General features: G+C 42.2%; 16 protein-coding genes. All 16 read left to right on the top strand.

What is annotated here, in order from left to right; translation table 11 throughout:
• Positions 1-3: 3 nt before the first annotated feature.
• On the top strand, positions 4-2,685 hold the full coding sequence (gene infB / locus QNM18_RS14670; RefSeq protein WP_211012489.1) for a translation initiation factor IF-2: 2,682 nt from the start codon (positions 4-6) through the stop codon (positions 2,683-2,685).
• Between the two features lie 107 nt (positions 2,686-2,792).
• Positions 2,793-3,197, top strand: a complete 405-nt coding sequence (rbfA, locus tag QNM18_RS14665) for a 30S ribosome-binding factor RbfA (protein ID WP_211012490.1) — start codon at positions 2,793-2,795, stop codon at positions 3,195-3,197.
• Complete coding sequence (gene truB, locus QNM18_RS14660; protein WP_284137662.1) at positions 3,197-4,132, top strand: tRNA pseudouridine(55) synthase TruB; 936 nt, start codon at positions 3,197-3,199, stop codon at positions 4,130-4,132. The genes rbfA and truB overlap by 1 nt, the downstream gene beginning before the upstream one ends.
• Positions 4,133-4,235: 103 nt before the next feature.
• Positions 4,236-4,505, top strand: a complete 270-nt coding sequence (gene rpsO / locus QNM18_RS14655; protein WP_036975065.1) for a 30S ribosomal protein S15 — start codon at positions 4,236-4,238, stop codon at positions 4,503-4,505.
• A 244-nt stretch (positions 4,506-4,749) separates the two neighbouring features.
• Positions 4,750-6,879, top strand: coding sequence for a polyribonucleotide nucleotidyltransferase (gene pnp / locus QNM18_RS14650; RefSeq protein ID WP_211012492.1), 2,130 nt, complete (start codon positions 4,750-4,752; stop codon positions 6,877-6,879).
• 107 nt (positions 6,880-6,986) lie between these two features.
• On the top strand, positions 6,987-7,880 hold the full coding sequence (nlpI, locus tag QNM18_RS14645) for a lipoprotein NlpI (protein ID WP_211012493.1): 894 nt from the start codon (positions 6,987-6,989) through the stop codon (positions 7,878-7,880).
• Complete coding sequence (locus QNM18_RS14640) at positions 7,881-9,053, top strand: hypothetical protein (RefSeq protein ID WP_284137661.1); 1,173 nt, start codon at positions 7,881-7,883, stop codon at positions 9,051-9,053. It abuts the gene before it with no gap.
• A 238-nt stretch (positions 9,054-9,291) separates the two neighbouring features.
• Complete coding sequence (locus tag QNM18_RS14635) at positions 9,292-12,084, top strand: monovalent cation/H+ antiporter subunit A (RefSeq protein ID WP_211012495.1); 2,793 nt, start codon at positions 9,292-9,294, stop codon at positions 12,082-12,084.
• Positions 12,084-12,455, top strand: coding sequence for a Na+/H+ antiporter subunit C (locus QNM18_RS14630; RefSeq protein ID WP_023397672.1), 372 nt, complete (start codon positions 12,084-12,086; stop codon positions 12,453-12,455). Before QNM18_RS14635 ends, QNM18_RS14630 begins: the two co-directional genes overlap by 1 nt.
• Positions 12,452-13,963 (top strand): monovalent cation/H+ antiporter subunit D, encoded by a 1,512-nt coding sequence (locus QNM18_RS14625; RefSeq protein WP_211012496.1) that lies wholly within the window; start codon positions 12,452-12,454, stop codon positions 13,961-13,963. The genes QNM18_RS14630 and QNM18_RS14625 overlap by 4 nt, the downstream gene beginning before the upstream one ends.
• Complete coding sequence (locus QNM18_RS14620; RefSeq protein ID WP_211012497.1) at positions 13,964-14,500, top strand: Na+/H+ antiporter subunit E; 537 nt, start codon at positions 13,964-13,966, stop codon at positions 14,498-14,500.
• Complete coding sequence (locus tag QNM18_RS14615) at positions 14,494-14,763, top strand: K+/H+ antiporter subunit F (RefSeq protein WP_023397675.1); 270 nt, start codon at positions 14,494-14,496, stop codon at positions 14,761-14,763. The genes QNM18_RS14620 and QNM18_RS14615 overlap by 7 nt, the downstream gene beginning before the upstream one ends.
• 11 nt (positions 14,764-14,774) lie before the next feature.
• The gene (locus QNM18_RS14610) at positions 14,775-15,101 is read left to right on the top strand and encodes a Na+/H+ antiporter subunit G (RefSeq protein ID WP_023397676.1); all 327 of its coding nucleotides are present in this window, start codon (positions 14,775-14,777) and stop codon (positions 15,099-15,101) included.
• Between the two features lie 281 nt (positions 15,102-15,382).
• A complete protein-coding gene (locus QNM18_RS14605; protein WP_284137660.1) occupies positions 15,383-17,497 on the top strand; it encodes a methyl-accepting chemotaxis protein in 2,115 nt (704 codons plus the stop codon).
• A 138-nt stretch (positions 17,498-17,635) separates the two neighbouring features.
• The gene (locus QNM18_RS14600; RefSeq protein ID WP_284137659.1) at positions 17,636-19,570 is read left to right on the top strand and encodes a DNA topoisomerase III; all 1,935 of its coding nucleotides are present in this window, start codon (positions 17,636-17,638) and stop codon (positions 19,568-19,570) included.
• Positions 19,571-19,645: 75 nt separating this feature from the next.
• On the top strand, positions 19,646-20,503 hold the full coding sequence (locus tag QNM18_RS14595; protein WP_211012500.1) for a tetratricopeptide repeat protein: 858 nt from the start codon (positions 19,646-19,648) through the stop codon (positions 20,501-20,503).
• The last annotated feature ends 628 nt before the right edge of the window (positions 20,504-21,131 follow it).

The following is a 21,131-nucleotide window of genomic DNA, read 5'->3' as shown; positions in this document are numbered from 1 at the left end:
AACATGGCAGAAGTGAGCATAGAGAAACTAGCCGAGAACATTGGTACAACTGTTGATAAATTACTGCAGCAGTTAACAGATGCAGGGATCACCAAAGCCAAAGGCGATCAGGTAAGTGAATCTGAAAAAGCCAAGTTGCTAGACCATTTGAGTAAGCAGCATGGCGGTACAGGTTCAGATGGCCCTGAGCGTATGACTCTTCAGCGTAAAAGCAAGAGTACCTTAAGTGTTACTGGTTCTACTGGTAAAGCTAAATCGGTTCAGGTAGAAGTACGTAAAAAGCGCACTTACGTTAAAAAGAGCGCAATCGAGCAGCAAAAAGAGCAAGAACGCTTAGCTGCAGAGGAAGCTGCGCGCAAAGAAGCAGAATTGAAAGCTCAACAAGAAGCTGAGCAACAAGCGAAAGAAGAAGCTGAACGCAACGCCCAACAGGAGGCAGAGCGAAAAGCCAAAGAGGAAGCTGAGCGCAAAGCTAAAGAAGAAGCCAAACGTAAAGCAGAAGCAGAACGTCAAGCGAAAGAACAGCAGAGTAAAGAAGTGGATAGCGCCCAACAAGAGCAAGAGAAAATCGAAGCAGAACGTCTTCGTACTGAAGCAGAAGCAGCAGCTGTAAAAAAAGCTGAAGAAGAAGCAAAACGTCAAGCTGAAGAAGCTCGTCGTCTAGCAGAAGAGAATGAAGCACGCTGGAAAGCTGAAGAAGAAGAGCGCAAACGTCGCGAAGCTTCTGCAGATCACCATATGACTACTTCTACATATGCACGTGAAGCAGAAGATGAGTCTGATGCACGTGAAGAGAAAAGTGCACGTCGTAAGAAAAAGAAAAAGCCACAGGCGAAAGGCGAGACTAACGCACAACAGTCACGTGGTAAGAAAGGCAAGCTTAAAGCGCCTACATCTCTTCAACATGGCTTCCAAAAGCCTGCGGCGGAAGTTAAACAAGAAGTACGCATTAGTGAAACAATTACAGTATCTGAGCTTGCATCACGCATGGCTGTGAAAGGTGCAGAAGTTGTTAAAACACTAATGAAGCTTGGTGAAATGGTAACAATCAACCAAGTTATTGACCAAGAAACTGCTCAGTATGTTGCAGAAGAAATGGGTCATAAAGTTGTTCTTGTTAAAGAGAATGAACTTGAAGAGAAAGTATTGAGTGACCGTAGCGACAACGAGAGCGTTGGTCCACGTGCGCCAGTTGTTACTGTAATGGGTCACGTTGACCACGGTAAGACGTCAACGCTTGACTACATTCGTAAAGCGAAAGTAGCAGACGGCGAAGCCGGTGGTATTACACAGCACATTGGTGCATACCATGTTGAAACAGATGGCAACATGATCACGTTCCTTGATACTCCGGGACACGCGGCGTTTACATCAATGCGTGCACGTGGTGCAAAAGCGACAGATATCGTTGTACTAGTTGTAGCTGCTGATGATGGTGTAATGCCACAGACGAAAGAAGCTGTACAGCACGCAAAAGCTGCTGAAGTACCGCTTATCATCGCTGTAAACAAGATGGATAAAGAGGGTATCGACCCTGATCGCGTTAAAAACGAACTTGCTCAATTGGATGTTATTCCAGAAGAGTGGGGTGGTGACACGCAGTTTGTTCATATCTCAGCGAAAACAGGCCTAGGTATCGACGACTTACTTGAAGCTATCTTGATGCAAGCTGAGCTACTAGAGCTAACCGCTCCTCAAGAAGGTATGGCACAAGGTGTTGTTATTGAATCTCGTCTAGATAAAGGCCGCGGTCCAGTTGCAACTGTACTTGTACAAGGCGGTACACTTGAGCAGGGTAATATCGTTCTTTGTGGTCTTGAGTACGGTCGTGTCCGTGCAATGAGAGACGAAAACGGTAAAGAAATTTCACAAGCTGGCCCGTCAATTCCTGTAGAGATCTTAGGTCTTTCTGGTGTACCAGCAGCTGGTGATGAAGCAACGGTTGTTAAAGATGAGCGTAAAGCGCGTGAAGTTGCACTATACCGTCAAGGTAAGTTCCGTGAAGTGAAGCTTGCTCGTCAGCAGAAAGCGAAACTTGAGAACATGTTTACAAACATGACTGAAGGCGATATCTCTGAAGTTAATGTTGTTCTTAAAGCTGATGTACAAGGTTCAATTGAAGCAATCTCAGATTCACTAACTAAGCTTTCGACTGACGAAGTTAAAGTGAAGATTGTAGGTAGTGGTGTAGGTGGTATCACTGAAACAGATGCAACACTTGCAGCAGCTTCAAATGCAATCATCGTTGGTTTCAACGTTCGTGCGGATGCGTCTGCGCGTAAAGTGATTGAAGCAGAAAACCTAGACCTACGTTACTACAGCGTTATTTATGACCTAATCGAAGAAGTGAAACAAGCAATGGCTGGTATGCTTGCGCCTGAGTTCAAACAAGAGATTATTGGTCTTGCTGAAGTTCGTGACGTGTTCAAGTCGCCTAAGATCGGTGCAGTAGCAGGTTGTATGGTAACTGAAGGTATCGTGAAGCGCAGCGCGCCAATTCGTGTACTACGTGAAAACGTGGTTATTTACGAAGGTGAGCTTGAATCACTTCGTCGCTTTAAAGATGACGTACAAGAAGTTCGTAACGGTATGGAATGTGGTATCGGTGTTAAGAACTACAATGACGTTAAAGTTGGCGATCAGATTGAGGTATTCGAAACTGTTGAAGTACAGCGTTCACTGTAATTCTAACAGGGTCTAAACCTTGAAATGGGGGCGTTAGCCCCCATTTGTGTTTGTGTTTTTTAGATTTTTATAACATAAAAATCAATAGCTTATTAAAAGTGGTGACAATGAGAGAATTTTCTCGTACGGATCGTGTTGCACAGCAAATTCAAAAAGAAATTGCGGTTATTTTGCAACGAGAAATAAAAGATCCAAGACTTGGTATGGTAACTGTATCCGCAGTTGAAGTATCTCGTGATTTATCTTATGCAAAGATCTTCGTAACTGTATTAAACAGTAAGAGCGATGAAGATACAAAACAAAACCTCGCTATCATGAATGATGCGACTGGATACATTCGCTCGATCTTAGGCAAGCGTATTCGTGCGCGCATTATGCCAGAGCTAAAGTTTGTCCTAGATAATTCACTGATGGAAGGTATGCGTATTTCCAATTTAGTTGATGAAGTGATCCGTTCTGATAAAGAAAAGCGTGGCGAAGATACTGATTCAGTAGAAGGTGGTGAAGAGTAATGGCCCGTCGTAGTAAAGGTCGCCCGGTTGATGGCATTGTACTTTTACACAAGCCTCAAGGGATCTCATCTAATAAAGCTCTACAGCAGGCCAAAGGCATCTACTTTGCTCAAAAAGCAGGGCACACAGGTGCTTTGGACCCGCTTGCAACGGGTATGTTGCCAATCTGTTTTGGTGAAGCGACAAAGTTTACGCAGTTTCTATTAGATACAGATAAAACTTATGTTGTGCGTGCACAATTAGGTGAACGAACTACTACATCAGACTCAGATGGGGAAATCGTTGAAACACGCCTTGTTGACATTACGCAACAGCAATTAGAGCAGGAAGTTGCTAGCTTTTTAGGTGAGTCTGATCAATACCCTTCGATGTATTCTGCGCTTAAATATCAAGGCCAGCCATTATACAAGTATGCTCGTGAAGGGATTGAAGTACCTCGTAAATGTCGAAAAATAAACGTTTATAGCATCACGCTTGATGAATATGATGTTGAAAGCCAGCAAATTCAAATGACAGTGCATGTATCAAAAGGTACTTATATTCGCACTATCGTTGATGATTTAGGCGAGAAGCTGGGATGTGGTGCGCACGTTATTATGCTACACCGTAGTGGTGTCGGTCATTATCCAGCTGAAAAGATGATCACCATTGAAGCTTTAGAAGAAAAGTTACAACAAGCTAAAGATGATGAGGTTGAGCCATCTACCTATATTGATGAGCTATTACTGCCGATGGATACAGCACTTGTTGATCTTCCTACGATCACTTTAACTAAAGAGCAAGGTGTTGCATTTAGTCATGGTCAAACAGTTGTTGTAGGTGAAGTCCCTGAAGGGGTAATCAAGGTTATGGCAGAAGATACCTTTATTGGTATCGGTGAGCGTAACAAACACGGTCATCTTAAAGCAAAAAGAGCGCTATCGAGTGCACAATAATTTTGTCAGCGGCGTGAATTACTGATACAATGCCGCCGCTTTGTCGCTTTGGCTGAATTAGTGATCGGCTAAAGCATTAAATTTATTTAAATTGGAGTTTATTATGTCACTAAGCAACAAAGAAAAAGCAGAAATCGTAGCAAAATTCGCTCGCGCAGAAGGCGACACAGGTTCACCTGAAGTTCAAGTAGCGCTTCTAACTGCTGATATCAACAAACTACAAGGCCACTTTGCTGACCACAAACACGACTTCCACTCTCGTCGTGGTCTACTACGTAAAGTTAGCCAACGTCGTAACCTTCTTGATTACCTAAAAGGTAAGAACGTTGAGCGTTACGCTGCGTTGATCAAAGAGCTTGGCCTACGTCGCTAAGAATTTGATGAATTGTTGGATTTTTATCCGACAATAAAAAAGGGGCGACTTCGCCCCTTTTTTTGTGCGTGTACTAGCAGTATACTTACCCTCGCTCAAGCATAGTGCTGAGCAAGCGCCGATACTTCTGCCAATTGTAGTGCTTAAGTAGATCTATATGAGTACCAAAGCTTTTTGGGTGTTCTATTTAAGACTGTAATTGGTTGTTGTTGGCGTTTTAATATATTTTTTAAGGAATATTTTTGTGCAAGCAATAATTAAAGAATTCCAATTAGGTCAACATACAGTGACCCTGGAAACTGGTGCAATCGCGCGTCAAGCTGACGGAGCGGTTTTAGCAAGCATTGGTGATACTTCAGTACTTGTTACTGTTGTTGGTAAGCGTGAAGCTGCGCCTGGTCAGGACTTCTTCCCTCTTACTGTAAACTATCAAGAAAAAATGTACGCAGCTGGCCGCATTCCAGGTGGTTTCTTGAAGCGTGAAGGTCGTCCTTCTGACTCAGAAACACTGACTGCGCGTCTAATTGACCGTCCAATTCGTCCACTATTCCCAGACGGTTTCGTGAACGAAGTTCAAGTTATCGCGACAGTAGTTTCTTCAGATCCTGAAATTCAGCCTGACATGGTTGCGTTGATCGGTACTTCTGCAGCACTTGCTATTTCTGGTGTGCCATTCAATGGTCCTATCGGTGCGGCTCGTGTTGGTTACATCGATGGCCAATATGTACTTAACCCAACTGTAAAAGAGCTTTCTGAAAGTAAGCTTGATCTAGTTGTAGCGGGCACTGAAAATGCGGTATTGATGGTTGAATCAGAAGCCGAAATCTTAACTGAAGAAGAGATGTTAGGTGCGGTTGTTTATGGTCACGACCAGTCTCAAGCTATCATCAAAGCAATTGAAGAGTTTAAAGCTGAAGCTGGCAAACCAGCTTGGGAATGGACTGCGCCTGAGAAAAACGTTGCTCTAGCAGACAAAGTAGCTGCAATTGCAGAAGAGAAAGTTGGTTCGGCTTACCTTATTACTGACAAAGTAGCACGTAAAGAGTCTCTGTCTGAAGCAAAAGCAGAAGTAATCGAAAAGCTAACTGCTGAACTTGCTGAAGGCGAAGAGCTGGACGAGCAAGAAGTTGGTAAACTATTCAGCTCACTTGAGAAGAAAATTGTACGTGGTCGCATCATCGCTGGTGAGAAACGTATTGATGGCCGTGAACCAGACATGGTTCGTGCGCTTGACGTGATGACTGGTGTACTTCCGCGTACTCACGGTTCTTCAATCTTCACTCGTGGTGAAACTCAGGCACTAGTAACTGCTACTCTAGGTACTGAGCGTGATGCACAAATGATGGATGATCTTGTTGGCACTCACAAGCATCACTTCATGCTTCACTACAACTTCCCTCCATTCTGTGTGGGTGAAACAGGCTTCATTGGCTCTCCAAAGCGTCGTGAAATCGGCCACGGTAACCTTGCAAAGCGTGGTGTTCAAGCGGTAATGCCGAGTTTAGAAGAATTCCCGTACTCAGTACGTGTTGTATCTGAAATCACAGAATCTAATGGTTCATCTTCAATGGCATCTGTATGTGGTACTTCACTCGCTCTTATGGATGCAGGTGTACCTGTTAAAGCATCTGTTGCTGGTATTGCAATGGGTCTAGTTAAAGAAGGCGATGATTTCGTTGTTCTTTCAGATATCCTGGGTGATGAAGATCACCTTGGTGATATGGACTTCAAAGTTGCCGGTAGCAGCGCGGGTGTTACTGCACTTCAGATGGATATCAAGATTGAAGGTATCACTAAAGAAATTATGCAGATTGCTTTACGTCAAGCGAAAGCAGCTCGTATGCACATCCTAAGCGTAATGGACCAAGCTATTGCTGCACCTTCACAAGAGCTTTCTGAATTTGCTCCACGTATTTACACGATGAATATTCCACCGAAGAAGATTGCTGATGTAATCGGTAAAGGTGGTGCTACAATTCGTCAGCTAACTGAAGAAACAGATACGACGATCGAAATCGAAGATGACGGTACAGTTAAAATCGCTGCAACTAACGGTAACAGCGCAAAAGAAGCGATTGCTCGCATCGAAGCGTTAACTGCTGAATTAGAAGTTGGTACTATCTACAATGGTAAAGTAAACCGCATCGTAGATTTCGGTGCGTTTGTAAATGTTTTACCTGGTAAAGATGGCCTAGTACACATTTCTCAAATCAGCAAAGAGCGCGTTAACAACGTTTCTGACCACCTAAAAGTTGGTCAAGAAGTTAAAGTTAAAGTGCTAGAAGTTGATCGTCAGGGCCGTGTTCGCTTAAGCATCAAAGAAGCGCTTGAGCCATCAGAGCCTGCAGCAGAGCAAGCTCCAAAAGGTGAGTAATTTTCTGTAAAGAAACAATAAGTTTCGTTAAAAGGGGCTGAATGGCCCCTTTTTTTGTGCTTTAATGGCTGACATCATCAATTATCTGGCCCATAGAGGGAAGTACCTTGAGATTTTTATTAATACCATTGTTAGGATTAAGCTTATTGGGCTGTCAGAGCACGCAAAAAGCGGGTGATCATAATGCCATGCTACCTGTATTGCCAATCCCATTCACAGAGCCTTTGCAACCAGACCCACGTGCGCAAATTGAAGTGGCTAGGTACAGTGAGTTACTCAATAGTCCAGAGTTGACCCGAACCCAAAGAGCAGAGTTATATCACATACGTGGTAAACTATACGATAGTCTGGGCTTACCCCAGTTGGCACAAATTGACTTCAATCGAGCTTTGAAGCTTAAGCCAGATCTAGCCGAAACGTATAACTTTCTAGGAATACATCACACTTTAAGGCAAGAATTTACCCAAGCATATGAGCGTTTTGACTCAGTATTAGAGTTAGACGAAAGTTATGAATATGCATATTTAAACCGAGGTATTGCGCTGTATTACGGGGATAGGGCCGAACTTGCAGTAGAGGATCTTACGCGGTTTTTGGCAAGTGCAGACGATGATGCCTACAGAGTATTATGGTTGTTTTTAGCTCAAAATGACGTTGATCCGATTGTTGCTAAAGAGCAATTGGCAATTAATAGCCAAAAGTTGAACCCGTCTGCGTGGTCGACGCAAATTGTTCAATTGTACTTAAATCAGCTGAGTGAAGAACAGTTTCTGGCAGGTGTTACCCTTGGGGTTCAGTCACAGAAAGAATATGCAGAGCGACTTTGTGAGGCCTATTTCTATATAGCTAAACGTCACCTTCGAGCTGGCAACGACCTGAAAGCAGCGGAGTATTTTAGGTTGACGCTGGCAACGAATGTTTATGAGTTTGTAGAACACAAGTATGCAAAACTAGAGTTGCAGCTAATCAGGCAAGCGCTTTTACAAAAAAGCGCCGGTTAAATGATGTTTCGTCAGTATATTGCTGGCATCATTTTCATCCTGTTGGCTGTCCCTAGTAGCAGCCAACAATTTACTTATGTTAAAGACCTTACCCCGCAGAAAATTGCCGCCTTTGTCGAGCAGGCCGAATCAGACCTCAATCCAGACACTGTTGCTTACAAGCTAATAAAACAGACACCCGAGCGATTGAGTAATGACCAAGTATTGACTCTTCGGCGCTCTGGGTATCATTTTTTTGCGTTTGAATGGGCAATTCGGCTCATCGACCAAGGACAACATCAACAGGCCCTGCTGCTACTTGAGCGACACTGGTATAGTGCTCCGAGGTCATCCCATATACGCTTGTTAGAACTGCTACGGCAGCAACAGCAGTTTTATTATATGAACCGTGTACTCAAGCGATTTGGCGAGATAGAGCCATATTCGACACTGAACGCAATGGATAAAAGTAAGTCAATTGACGAAATTGATATTGATAGCGCGGGTTCATTGGGCTTTTCTATATTTGGTCGAAATGAGCAAAGTATACCGTGTGAGCACAAGGTTGTTTTAGTTGCGGAGTCTTTGCGAAGTGTTAAACAGCTCGCATTTCTAAAGGCTAAGTATATGGATAGTTCATTTTCCACAGAGCTACCATACTGTTTCTCAGAGCCCTATTATGTTGGCGATCTGACACAGTGCAGAGGAAAAGGTACTGAGTTTATTCGTTGTGACATACATCATTTAATTGAGCAACCAGTAACAAAACAAGCGCGGCACCTAGTGATCATGACTGATAAACCCGGTCTTGCGAATGTCCGCCATGGTGTTATGGCACTGAATAGTAAAAGTGGTTTTGAGTTATTTATTCATGAGCTGATGCATTTTACCTATTTTGAAGACGAATACCCAGTATCAGCAAATAGAGCAAAATGGCTCTGTGCGACAGAGGGCTTGAAAGCACCCAATTTATACGTGGGGGAAAACGCACCAAAAGGTTGGTATCAGAGTGAAACATGTAAGTTTGGTAAGTTGCCATCATATAAACCCCAGCGTGCTGTATCAAAGATGGAATATCACGAAATCCACTTGTCAAACCAATATTTAGGATTATGGTTAAAGTCATTGGATAAAACTTTATTAGCACCTAGCGATTATCAAAACTATTTGAATGCGCTATCTGCAAACGAGTAGTTAGGGTTAAATGGCGGCACCTTTTATGAACAGGATCTGAATTGTTTGTTAATCTTGCCTATAAATTGAACAGCCAGTATGTGAAACCCTAGACAAGTCAAACACTAATAAAGTATAACTGGTAGACGTTATGTGTGATAAAAATGCACGTAAAAAATAAACAGAACACGATCGCCATGACGTAATCATAACGTGCATTTAATAGTAATGAACGGCATCGAAGATATAAGGCTTCTTTATGACTTTGCTTTGGATACCCTTGATATCCTTGTTAGGCAGTTTACTCTCTTCATTTACAGGTAAACTCTCTCGCAATCAGTCGACTGCAATCACTTTGATTGCACCCACTGTGGCCCTTTTGTTGGCCATTGATTTAGCTCCCGCAGTGTTTGCTGGGGAAGCTGTCCGCGCAACGCTAGATTGGGTGCCTATACTCGATCTTGATGTGTCTTTCAGATTGGACGGATTGGCACTTTTATTCGTATTTATGATCTTAGGTATCGGTATATTAGTGATTTTCTATGCTCGCTACTACCTAAGTGAAAATGACTCCATGCCCAAGCTATACGCGTACTTAATGCTGTTTATGACGGCTATGTTGGGTATTGTGATGTCAAATAACGTACTTCAATTATGGGTGTTCTGGGAATTAACCAGTATTAGCTCATTTTTATTGATCAGTTATTGGTGGCATAAGTCAGAAGCACGTAAAGGTGCAAAAATGGCGTTAGCTATCACTGGAGGCGGTGGTCTAGCACTACTAGCCGGCTTGCTTCTCATTGGTAATATTGTTGGTAGCTATGACCTAGATATCATACTTGCTAGCCGAGAGCTTATTCAAGCTCATGATTTATATGAAGTTGCTCTAGTGCTTGTGCTTTTAGGTGCCTTTACTAAGTCTGCTCAATTTCCGTTCCACTTTTGGCTACCTCACGCAATGGCTGCGCCTACACCTGTGAGTGCTTACTTGCACTCTGCAACCATGGTAAAAGCAGGCATATTCCTACTGGCGCGCTTTTACCCGGCGTTAGCTGGCACCGAAATTTGGTTTATTTTGGTTGGATTAACCGGATTAATAACCTTACTTGTTGGCGCGTATATCGCATTGTTCAAGCATGATTTGAAAGGGTTATTGGCATTTTCGACGATCAGTCATCTCGGTCTCATTACACTGTTGCTTGGACTAGATACTGAATTGGCAACTGTAGCAGCTATTTTCCATATCATTAATCATGCAACCTTCAAGGCCTCGCTGTTTATGGCAACGGGGATCATAGATCACGAGACTGGTACCCGTGATATGCGAAGATTAAACGGTATGTGGCGTTTTATGCCTTATACAGCTACTTTGGCTATGGTTGCAGCGGCTTCTATGGCGGGTGTGCCTCTGCTTAATGGTTTCTTATCTAAAGAGATGTTTTTTGCAGAAACGTTACATCAGCAACTGCTTGGTTCTATGTCTTGGCTAATACCTATCTTGGCAACTATTGCCGCTGCTTTTTCTGTGGCTTACTCAGCTAGATTCATCCATGACGTATTCTTTAATGGTGATCCGGTAGATTTACCAAAAGAGCCACATGAAGCGCCGCGCTATATGCGTGTACCGATTGAAATCTTAGTGGCGCTTTGTTTGATTGTAGGTATGTTCCCGAACTTTGTCGTAGACGGTATCTTAAGACTGGCCTCTGGCGCGGTATTGGGTGATGAAGCCCCTGAGTTTTATATCGCCATTTGGCATGGACTGAATTTGCCGTTGTTAATGAGTGCCATTGCCGTATGTGGTGGTCTACTGATTTACACTCAGCGTAAGTATCTATTCCAATTTCAAGCATCTTTGCCACCAATCAACGCCAAAAAAGGTTTTGAAAAAACGATGTATTCAGTGGTTACTTGGAGTCAAAACAAAATCAGCGCCATCGAAAATGGCTCACTGCAACGCTATTTGATGTTGATGCTGTTGGTTGTGCTCTTGAGTGCCGGTTGGCCGTTGTTTGAAATGAGTCAACTTGTTGGTGAAAATGCGCTAACACCTGTAGACATCCACAATGGGATCGGTGCTGGCCTTCTAATGATTGGTGCAATTGGTACGGTTATTTGGCATCGTACACGTATGGTGGCACTGCTGATGATCTCAGTGGTTGGTTTGATGGTATCAGTGGCCTTTACACGTTTTTCAGCGCCAGATTTAGCCTTGACCCAGCTTACTGTTGAAGTAGTAACCATTATCTTGCTGATGTTAGCGTTATTCTTCCTGCCTCAAAAAACACCTAAGGAATCGAGCTCGATTAGAACATTAAGAGACCTAGGAGTTGCTTCTGCAATTGGTGTGATTGTTGGTAGTATTTGTTACGCACTCATTACAAGACCATTGTCATCTATTTCAGACTTCTTTGTGGCAAATGCTAAAACAGGTGGTGGTGGCACAAATGTCGTAAACGTTATCTTAGTAGATTTCAGGGGCTTTGATACTTTGGGTGAAATAGTCGTATTGGGTATTGCTGCTCTGGGTATCTATAAACTAATCATTCATCTTCCTTTGTTCATGCCGGGCAGCGATTCAGAAGGTCGTCCGTGGGCTAAAGAACGCTATCCACTGTTGTTAGCGTCAATTTCGCAAAGCCTATTGCCGCTGGCGTTATTAGTGTCTTTCTATATTTTCTTAAGAGGTCACAATCTGCCGGGAGGAGGCTTTATCGCAGGTCTTGTTACTGCAATTGCGTTTATCTTGCAGTACATCGCTCATGGCTCAAACTGGATAGCAGAGCGATTCACTTTGAATTACCGTAAAATCATTGCCTCGGGTATCGCTATAGCAATGTTATCAGGATTGGGCAGCTGGGCCTTTGGCCGTCCATTCTTAACAACTTGGTTTGACTATTTTGATATTCCATTGATTGGTGAAATTGAGCTGGCCAGTGCGTTAGTATTTGATTTAGGCGTATATGTAACCGTTGTTGGAGCAACGTTAATGATATTGGCAAGCCTTGGTAAAGTGACTGCGAATGCGCCCAAAGAAGAGGTGAATATTTAATGGAGCTTTTGTATTCTTCATGCGTAGGCCTACTAGTGGCCTGCGGAGTGTTTTTAATTTTGCGAGCAAGGACCTTTCCTGTGGTCCTTGGTTTGACCATGCTTTCGTATGCAGTGAACCTGTTTTTGTTTGCATCAGGCCGGCTGTCAATGAACCAGGCCGCAGTACTAGGTTACAGTGAAACATATGCGGATCCACTGCCGCAAGCATTGGTGCTTACGGCAATTGTTATCGGTTTTGCGATGACAGCTTTTGTGGTTATCTTAGCGATCCGTGGGCGTGCAGACTTAGGTAACGACCACGTAAATGGTGTAGTACCTGACAAAACCAAAACTAAAGGTCGTCAGGTCAAGGAGCAAGGTAAGGCATGAGTCAACATTTAACCTCTTTACCTGTATTACTACCTATGTTGGCGGCAATTTTAATGTTAATGCCGCCGTGTGGGAAAAACTTAAAAATTAGACGTTATGTTTCAGTTTTTATGGGGTTGCTCACAACCGCCGTATCTGTTTCATTGCTAGCATTTGTCAAAGGCAATAGTACTCAAGTATATGCGATAGGTGATTGGTCGGCCCCGTTTGGTATTGTCCTAGTAGCTGATCCACTTTCTACCTTATTGGTTTCTTTGACATCATTTTTGGGGCTTGTCTGTGCGTTGTATAGCTGTGCCGGGGATGATGAGCAAGGTAGCTTTTTCCACCCGCTATTACATTTCCTTGTGTTGGGTGTAAACGGTGCGTTTTTAACTGGCGACGCTTTTAACCTCTTTGTATTTTTTGAAGTCCTGTTGATTGCTTCATATTCGCTACTTATGCATGGAGGCGACAAGCGCAATACGCGAGCAGCACTGCAATATGTGATATTAAACCTAGTGGGTTCATCTGTATTTCTAATTGCGTTGGGTATTCTTTACGGTACTTTAGGTACGTTAAATATGGCCGATATGGCAACGCGCGTTATGGAGTTGCAAGGTGATGATGTTTATTTGGCGAAAATAGGTGGTCTACTGCTATTGGTTGTCTTTGCGTTAAAAGGCGCTTTGTTGCCATTACATTTATGGTTACCGAATACATACTCAACAGCCATGCCTGTTGTGGCCGCTCTGTTTGCAATCATGACTAAAGTTGGCGTTTATTCAATGATGCGTGTGTATACGTTAATTTTTGGCGAACAGGCGGGTGAGTTAAGTCATATGGCGCAGCATTGGCTTTGGTGGCTGGCATTGGCTACGATTGTTATGGGTGCCATAGGGGTGCTAGCGAGCCAAGATTTACGAAAAATGGTTGCGAATCTTGTTGTGGTTTCGGTGGGTACTCTTGTAGCTTTAGTTGCTGCGCAAACAGTAGATAGCAGTGCAGCAGCAATTTATTACCTAGTGCATTCCACACTGGTATCCGCAGCGCTGTTTTTAATCGCAGATTTAGTGGGCAAACAAAGGGGCAAAGTCAGTGATCGTATTACTGCTGGTCGCCCAGTCGCACAGCCTCTATTTTTAGGTGGTGCGTTTATTTTTGCGGCGGTTACTGTGATTGGTATGCCCCCACTTTCAGGGTTTATCGGTAAAGTATGGATTTTAGAGTCAACACTAGAATCTGCCCATGGTCACTGGTTTTGGCCAATATACCTAATTGCGAGCCTAGCAGTATTGGTCTCAGTTTCAAAAGCGGGAAGCACCGTGTTTTGGCACCATACCGGTAAAGGTGAGGCAAATACTGAAGAAAAGGCACATCCAGTGCAAATTGTTGCAGTATTAATGCTTGTTGCGGCTTCACCATTGATGGTGATATTTGCTGGACCGGTCACTGATTACGCGCAATTTGCAGCGGTAGAATTGCATAATTTTTACGGCCTTATCCAACATGTATTAGGGGGCAGGTAAATGAGACTTGAAGCAAAATATAAATGGCTACCAACGCCTTTTAGAAGCTTATTATTATTTTCAGTTTGGTTACTGCTTAACAATACTGTGGCGCTAGGGCATGTTATTTTGGGAATAGTTTTGGCGATTATAATACCGCTTATAACTCACCCTTTTAGAACTAAACAGCCATTGGTAGTGAAGCCATTTAGGGCATTAAGGCATTTGATGTTAGTTCTTTACGATATTTTGACTGCAAATATTGAGGTTGCGATCAAAATTCTTGGACCAACTAAAAAATTAAAGCCTGGTTTTGTAAAAGTTCCCTTAGACCTACATGAGGCAATGCCAATCACCATTTTGGCAAGCACAGTTTCACTAACACCTGGTACAGTGAGCGCCGAAGTGTATCCGTGGCCAGAAACGCTCGAAGGTGAACAAGCGGATTGCCAAAAGTACTTGTTGATCCATGTCTTAGATCTGGATGATGAGCAGACCTTGATTGAAACAATAAAATCCCGTTATGAAGCGCCACTAAAGGAGATCTTTGAATGTTAGATACGATCATCTTAATTGTTTTTGCCATGATTGGCTTGGCGTTGTTACTGAATTTATGGCGTCTAGTTGTTGGCCCATCTGTACCTGATAGAATACTGGCTTTGGATACTATGTACATTAATACCATTGCGCTTATTATCCTATACGGTATGAACATGGGAACATCGTTGTATTTCGAAGCGGCATTATTGATCGCGTTACTCGGCTTTGTGAGTACCGTTGCTGTATGTAAATACTTATTACGCGGCGACATAATTGAATAGGGGCTGAGAAAGTGGATATTGTTATTTCGATTTTACTTTTAATGGGCGGTGTTTTAGTTTTGGTTGGCTCAATCGGGTTGGTAAAAATGCCTGATTTTTTCATGCGTTTGCATGGTCCGACAAAAGCAACGACACTGGGTATGGCTTGTTTATTATTTGCTGCTATGGCGCATTATAGTCAGTACGGTGACGGTTTGAGCTTAAAGGAAATTTTGATTTCTTTGTTTTTACTTATTACTGCTCCAATAAGTGGTTATATGTTAATAAAATCAGCTATTCACCACCGTATTGATTCTACAGACAAAACAACAGGAAAAGACAAAATAGAAGAGGATTAAAACCTACTTCGAGTTGGGTGCCTGTGGCACCCAACTGCCCATTACCCAACAATTGTAATATTTTTACCCAGTTTAAAAATTAGCGCGTTTTTCCTTCCAGTAACTCTATCGCAATTTATTCTTGCAAAATTCAGCTCAAAAACTTACTTTCAATTATTCTTTAATATTTCTGTAGTAAAATAAACTATTATTATTTAGTCAGTTAACTTTAGTTGGTAGTTTTAAAACGTTAATTACTTCTTGCTCCCAACGAAAATAGATGGAATTTCTTAAGGTCGCGTATGCAGCAGGTATCGATAAAAAATAAACTCATGCTCTTTGTAACAACCCTAGTTATTGCGGTTATTGCGATTCTAGTGGTGACGACTTGGTTACATTTGCAAGAGGAAAATAACAGACAAAGTGAAGAGGTCCACTCAGCAATGTTGCAGGAAATAAATGCGAGACTGGCGGCTCAAGGATTATATTACGGACAGAGAATAGCCAGTTTTTTAAATGCAGCTTATAGAATTCCAAACACGCTGGCTGGATCAATTGAATCTACATATACCTCGCCACTGAACAGAAATGAATTGCAATCTTTACTTATGGGGGGGCTCGAAAAAAGCGCCAATGTTTCTTCTATCTATGCGCACTTCGAGCCAAATGGCTACGATAAAAAAGATACAGATTACATACAGGGAGCGTCACACTCCGTTACCGGAAGTGGGGCGCTCGAAATGTACTTTACTAGAGATAGTAGCGGTGTAACGCAGCATAATGTAGCGTCTTCTGACGCAAAATATGCTGAAGCGCGCAACCAATTTGGTATACGTGAAGCTGAGTGGTATCTGTGCGCGAGGGATATAAATGCGCCCTGTATAATGGAACCTTATCTATATGAGATTTCGCCTGGTCGAGAAATGCTGATGACTTCTTTGACTGTACCTATACGTCAGAATGGGCGATTTAAGGGGATTATAGGAGTTGATGTTAATTTGCCTAGCTTGCAAAAATTAGTGGAAGAGCTTTCAAACAACTTATATCAGGGTAAAGGCAAAGTATTTCTGTTGAGTGAGTTAGGACTAATTGCAGGGGCTAGCCATAACGCAAATAATCTGGGTGACCCTTTGAGCGATGTATTACAAGTGTCATTGGCAAATAAGCTTAGTACATTGCACCAAAAAGGTGGCTATGCAGAAACTGAAAGTAAGGTGTTTTTTGCAAAATCAATTGAAATTGAATTAGCAAATAAGACATGGTCATTGGTAATAGAAGTTCCGAAGCAGCAAGTGCTTGCGTCTGCCTATAGGATTGAGCAACAACTGCATCAATCAACCAGTGATTTTGGATTATGGTTGTTAATGCTCGGGTTTATTGTGATTTCAGTGGCTTTAGCCTTAAGCATCTTTTTGATAAACACCATTACGAAACCTCTTTCCCAAATTGAAGCAAGGATTGTTAATCTCGCTTCTAGTGAAGGGGATTTAACGCACAATTTAGAGGTCACACATCATGCCGAGCTTATTTCTTTAGCGAATGGTTTTAATGTTTTCACGAACAAATTGAGAGCCATGATCGCAGACTTAAAAGGGCTTGCTGAGCAGTCATATCAGCAGTCATATGTGACGACAGAAGCAGCAATTAACATCAAAAACAAAGTATCTAATCAGCATATTGAAATAGATAATGTTGTCACCGCTATTAATGAACTCAGTGCAACGGCCAGCGAAGTCGCTAGGGCATCTGAACAGGCAGCAACAACGACCGATGGCGCAGTCGGCACAGTGAGAGAGTGCGAACAGAGTATCGTCACGACAACCAAAACTGTCGAAGAGATAGCCTCTCAGGTATCAACCGCACAAGCTGCATTTCATAAAGTTGCAAAACGCAGCGGCGATATTTCGAAAATACTTGATGTAATTAGATCTATTGCAGAACAAACCAATTTGTTGGCATTGAATGCGGCTATTGAAGCTGCTCGTGCGGGAGAACAAGGAAGAGGATTTGCAGTTGTAGCAGACGAAGTACGTGCACTTGCGTCAAAGACACAAGCTTCAACAGATGATATCAGTACTTTGATCGAAAATTTACAAAGCGAGATCCGTGGTTCTGAACAAATTATCGAGCAAACGGTAGAGCAAGGAAGTGAGGCAACGGTCTTGTGCCGCGATGCTGCGAAAATTATGGCGGGTTTAGTAACTGAGCTCCATGGTATTTCTCATGAAGTAACACAAATAGCCACATCTGCTGAACAACAAAGTATGGTTACGGAAGAGGTGAATGCCAATACCACTAATATTTCCGACGCCGCACGTGAATTAGCTAAGTACGCTGATGATGTAGAGCACGCAGCAAGTGCTATGACACAGCTAGTTGAACAGAAGCATAGTCAGCTGAGTTTATTAAAAACGTAAGCGAGCAAAATTTTGAGTAGCTTGTTCTCAATTTAATTTGCACAAGAAGCTACTCAACCTGATAAATGATAAACACGGCTAGATTTGTTGGATGGAGTTGGCTAGAATAACTGTAAAAATATACAGTTTTTGGCATTTATGAAGCTCTACATTGCAGAAAAACCTTCCCTTGGTCGAGCCATTGCCGACGTCCTTCCAAAACCGCATAAAAAGCAAGATGGTTTTATTGAACTCGGAAATGGCGATTGTGTTACATGGTGCATTGGACATCTATTAGAACAAGCCGAGCCGGAAGACTATGATGAGCGGTATAAGAAATGGTTGATCCAAGATCTACCGATCGTACCCTCAGAGTGGAAGTTTAAAGCCAAACCAAAAACGAAAAAGCAACTAGCGACGGTGAAGCGATTGATAAAAAAAGCTTCAATACTAGTCCATGCTGGAGACCCTGATAGAGAAGGTCAGTTGCTAGTCGATGAAGTTATCCAAGAGGCTAAGCTTTCCAAAACGAAAAAAGCAACTGTTGAACGTGTGTTGATCAGTGACCTGAACCCAAGTGCTGTGAAAAAGGCGCTGAGTCAGACAAAACTGAACGCAGACTTTGTTCCATTGAGTGTTTCAGCTTTGGCACGGGCTAGAGCTGACTGGCTATATGGTATGAATTTAACCCGAGCTTATACTCTGGCTGGACAAAAAGCGGGTATTCAAGGTGTTTTGTCTGTTGGGCGAGTTCAAACTCCAGTGCTTGGTTTGGTGGTACGTCGTGATGAGGAAATAGAACACTTTGTTTCTAAGCCATTTTATGAAGTAACAGCTGTAATTCGCAAAGTAAATGGTGAGCAATTTGACGCTAAATGGGTGCCCAGTGATGCTTGCTTGCCGTATATGGATGAAGAAAAGCGAGTGTTGGTTAAATCGCTAGCTGAAAATGTTGCAGGTCGAATCAAAGACAAACCTGCGGATCTTACGGCGTTGGATCAATTACCTAAAAAGCAAAACCCACCTTTACCCTATAATTTGTCTTCATTACAAATTGATGCAAATAAACGCTATGCTATGTCAGCCAAACAAGTGTTAGATATTTGTCAGGCTTTATATGAAAAGCACAAACTCATTACCTATCCAAGATCTGATAATCGGTATCTTCCAAATGACCACTATGCTGAGCGCAACGATATTCTCGCTGCGATTTTGAACAATCAAGGCGAAGAAAAGCAACATATCGAAAACGCTGATCCAAATATCAAGAGTAAGTGTTGGAATAATAAAAAAGTAGAGGCGCACCATGCCATCATTCCCACCAAAAAAAATCTCAAAACAGCACAGCTTGGGCATCAAGAGCAACAAGTATATGGATTGATTTGTAGGCAGTATCTGGCTCAGTTTTACCCTCCCTATGAATACTCGCAAACCAAGGCTCAATTAAAGATTGCTGGAGGAATGTTTGTTGCCAAAGCTGACACAGTGATCAACCTAGGTTTCAAAGTTCTTTTTAAGTCAAATAAAAAAGAACAGGACGAAAAAAAGCAGTTGCCACAACTTAATGTTGGAGAGCCATTGCATTGTATCGATGGGTTAGTAAAAGAAAAGCACACTCAGCCTCCTCAATTTTATACCGAAGCGACGTTACTTAGTGCGATGACAGGCATAGCTCGATATGTAAAAAATGGTGACATTAAAAAGGTTCTCAAAGAAACAGACGGTCTAGGTACGGAAGCAACAAGAGCTGGGATAATAGAGCTGCTTTTTAAAAGGCGTTTTCTAGCTAGGGAAGGTAAATCAATTAAATCTACGGATCTTGGAAGAGGTCTTATTAATACTATTCCAGTAGACTTATCGCTACCAGATAGAACAGCATTGTGGGAGTCTCAGCTAACTAATATAGCTCAAAAAGCGGCCTCTTATAATCAGTTTATGTTGCCATTGCAGAATGAATTGGCGGAGTTAGTCGATTTATCTCAGACACTGAATACTGAACCACTTAAAGGTATTAAAACAGCAAGCTCCTTCAAAAGGAAAGGTAACTATCGAAAAACAGGTCGCAGGTCGACAAACAAAGGAAAAAGCAAATAGTTCTATATAATTACCTTGTAAACGAAAAACAAGTCACCATATAGCTAATAGAATTGCAACTAAGAATGCCCCATTATGGAAAACAAAATTACATTAACGCCAGAAAACATCCAGCAGGTACTTTCATCTTCATCTGCAGACCATCTAGTGTTGCTAAGCTTTTATAGTGCCCAGCATCCTGACTGCATTGCGCAGGCAGCCATTTTAGATGAATTGGCTGCGCAATATAGTAGCTGCATCACTATTGCTACATTAGATTGCGATCTACAGCAGGCTTTAGCAGGTCAACTTGCACAGCAAGTCGGACTGCAGGCACTTCCAACAGTAGTGGTTTTAAAAGCTGGCTCTCCAGTTGATGTATTAGCGGGTGCTAAAACAAAAGAAGAAATCACTAAAGTACTGACTGAACATTTACCTTCACCAGAACTGATTTTATTGGATCAAGCTAAACAAGCGTTGACTTCCGGAGATCTCAATGGGGCCTATTCTCATGCAAAACAGGCCTATGATATTGCCAAAGGAAATCCGAGAGTGAACTTGGTGTTTGCTGATATTTGTATTCAAATACAGAAAACTGATGATGCGGCAGCTTTGCTTGCAACGATCCCAGAAGATCAACATGATGCTTACTACCACAACTTACAGGCGAAGTTAGTTCAAGCACAGGAAGCGCAAGAATCCCCTGAAGTGAAAAAGTTGATGCAAGCGGTAGAGCAAAACCCAGATGACTTATCGTTATTATGTGAACTTGCACAGGCACAAGTAGATGCTGGTCAAAAAGAAGAGGCGCTAGCGTCTTTGTTTAAGGTTTTGAGCAAAGACTTATCTTTTGGCGAAGCCAAAAAAGGGTTTTTAGATATTATCGCGTCTTTGCCTGATGGCGACGCGGTAGCTGCAACCTTCCGTAGAAAATTATATAGTCTTCTCTACTAAAGTTTTTATTCTCGGCGCAATAAATTCGCGCCGAGAAATTTCTTGCAACTTCTCAAATTTGTACAATACTTAAATTCCTTTTTCGAAAAGTAATGACATTTTGATTAAAAAATGATGACAAAGCTTATAGTTTTGGGTGTTTTAGAGTGATTTTTGCTCATTTAAGTGTTTTTTATAAGTTTTCTCAAAAAAACACTTGATCCAAATTTGGATCTCCCTATAATGCGCACCCACTGACACGGCGGGACGCAAGCAATAACGCAAACCAAGGTGAAGGTCAAAGTTAAACGGAAAGCTTAATTAAGAAAAATTAAATTTTCTAGTTGACTTTAAAAGTGAAGAAGTTAATATGGCGCTCCACTTCGCAGCAACGCTGCGGTAACTAACCAAGGGTTAGTTACACTGTTCTTTAAAAATATGAAGCAATCATCTGTGTGGGCACTCGTACAGATTGAGTTCTAACAGCTCTTGATTCAGGAGCAAAAGAATTAGAGTCTCAATTTCTTATGAGTGACTATATAGTCAATTTATACAGAATTCATTGAGCACGAAACTTCGGTTTCAAAAAACTTTTAATTGAAGAGTTTGATCATGGCTCAGATTGAACGCTGGCGGCAGGCCTAACACA

This window comes from Pseudoalteromonas obscura (assembly GCF_030135505.1).
Taxonomy (GTDB): domain Bacteria; phylum Pseudomonadota; class Gammaproteobacteria; order Enterobacterales; family Alteromonadaceae; genus Pseudoalteromonas; species Pseudoalteromonas obscura.
This window is presented reverse-complemented; position numbering and strand designations above follow the sequence as displayed.